Raw genomic sequence first — 2177 nt, forward strand, 5'->3', positions numbered from 1 at the left:
TCATTATCTAATAGCTCTAAAACTAGAAAAAATGTTGAACTGATAATTGATGAGATTGGGAAACTAAACTCCTACAGTTTTTTTTCAGGAATCATTATCTCATAGCTCTAAAACTAGAAAAAATGTTGAACTGATAATTGATGAGATTGGGAAACTAAACTCCTACAGTTTTTTTTCAGGAATCATTATCTCATAGCTATAAAACTAAAAAAAATGTTGAACTGATAACTGATAACTGATAACTGATATAGCAGTCGAAGTAAAGATTAGGAAGTTTCTAAATCCTGTTTGCGCAGCATTCCGTAGGAAAATCCTTTGACAGTTTACTATTCCCTATTCCCTATTCCCTATTCCCTATTCCCTAGCGCGTAGCGCTATAACTGAAAAGGTTGATGCTCCAGACAAATTATTAAGAGGAAAAATTTTATGTCTCAGGTTTTGATTTCTGCTGTATTAGGATTATTGGTTATCCCTTTAAATATTAGTTCTGTTTTAGCAAATCCTAATTATAATAATGTCTCTGAAAAATTTAGCCAAACTATCCAAGTACAACGTCCAGGAAGAAATCAAAATAGGATATTTGAACAACTAAATCTAAGTGATGAGCAAACTAAAAAAATTATTGGAATTCGTGAGGAAAATCAACAAGAAATCAGACAAAGTTTACAAAACTTGCGTAATGTTCAGGAAGAATTAAATACAATGATTACTGGAAAAGGAAATGATAATCAATTACGCAAAAAACATAGTGAAGTTTTACAGTTGAGACAAGAATTAGCAGAATTACAATTTAATACTCTTCTAAAAATTAGAGAAGTTTTAACTCCCCAACAATTACAACAGTGGTCTAAATTAATGCAGCAACGTCGGGAATCTCTTCAATAATTGATAATTGATAATTGATAATTGATAATTACCTCTCCCTAAAAGGAAGAGGATTGAATAAAAGGAAAATTTTTTCTTGTTTTTCCTTGAAAGGAGACGCTTTAAACCTTAATTATTCGGTAATACTCGCTAGGTAGGGGAGTGTGGGGATTAGTTTGTAGTATTGCTCTAGCCCATATAAAAATTAATCTATACTTAGGGCTAAAGCAATACTATGAGCTTTATTATAACTATTACAGCGGTTTTCATTTGGGTAGACCACAGTAGGGACGTTGCATGCAACGTCCCTATAGGGTTTTTGGTTATGGCGATGTGGTTTATCAATCTGAAAAGCGCTGTAACCAGACAAAATATTTTCTTGCCTAAGTTTTGAAATGGAGAGGAGCGATCGCGAAGCGGAACGGAGTTCTATCGCTATTTCCTTTCGTTTAATGGGGGTAAGTTGTTGACTATTTTGACTGTTTCTAAACTGACTCTGACTATCCTTTTTACTAAGTTTACTATATAACGGGAATCTTCTGACCAGTTGTTGGGGTCGTTGACTATTCCACTATTTTTATCTTTGGTAATTTTATATCTTTCTATTACCCATTCTAAAGCTGATTTTCCATTAACTATATATTGGTAAGTTTCTAGGGGAATTTGTGATAAGGTGAGTTTACTGTTATAGATGATGATGGTTTTATCTATGCCGTTTTTGTTTTTACCAAATGTCATTTTTTCGACTCGATAATCTTCATCGTTTAAGAATAAGTCTTTTTTAAATTCTTCTAATTCATAAGGTTTTATGGTTTCATAGTTTAAGTGCCAATATGCTAATTCTTTTCCTGCTTTACTGAATTTCCAAAAGTCTTTGGTGTAGGGAATGCGGGGTAACATTTTTTTTAGGTCTGCTGCAAATCTTTGTTTATATTCTGGGGAGTGGAGAACTCCATAAATGTAATAAAAGATGTCTTTTTTGGTGATGGTTTTGTCTTGATATTCTTTCTGGAAGTCTTTTAAGATAGTGTCGGGAATGTTTGATTTTTTGGTGTATTTTTCTGTGTTAGTTGTGGCAAATAGTGAACCTAAATCGCTTTGTTTTTCGTGGGTATATAAAGGAAAGCATTGACCATTTGCTTGTAACTGAACATCAGGAATTGTATTTACAATTAAAGCATTGAAATCTTTAGTACCACCTATTCCAGTTACACAAATTGCTAAATTTTCTACATTTTGATTAGGAAAAATTTTGGGTAATTGATATGCTCTTTCATTAAAATTTTTATTAAAATAAGACCATTGTTTACAAT

The 2177-nt window shown here is 32.2% G+C and carries 2 protein-coding genes; one reads left to right on the forward strand and one right to left on the reverse strand.

The window, feature by feature from the left end:
* Nucleotides 1-426 precede the first annotated feature (426 nt).
* Nucleotides 427-885: a Spy/CpxP family protein refolding chaperone gene (locus tag AFK68_RS00625; protein ID WP_094670822.1), complete on the forward strand. Its 459-nt coding sequence runs from the start codon at nt 427-429 to the stop codon at nt 883-885.
* A gap of 414 nt (nt 886-1299) precedes the next feature.
* On the opposite strand, the gene AFK68_RS00630 is transcribed toward AFK68_RS00625, so the two are convergent.
* The coding region (locus AFK68_RS00630; protein ID WP_305778115.1) for a type ISP restriction/modification enzyme at nt 1300-2177 on the reverse strand (878 nt) is incomplete at its 5' end.

Origin of the sequence: Hydrocoleum sp. CS-953, from assembly GCF_002260545.1 — a bacterium.
In the GTDB taxonomy this organism is placed as follows: Bacteria; Cyanobacteriota; Cyanobacteriia; order Cyanobacteriales; family Microcoleaceae; genus Trichodesmium.

Bases quoted from the DNA above. Each gene is read 5' to 3' on its own strand.
- AFK68_RS00625 (WP_094670822.1), top strand. From the start codon at position 427: ATGTCTCAGGTTTTGATTTCTGCTGTATTAGGATTATTGGTTATCCCT.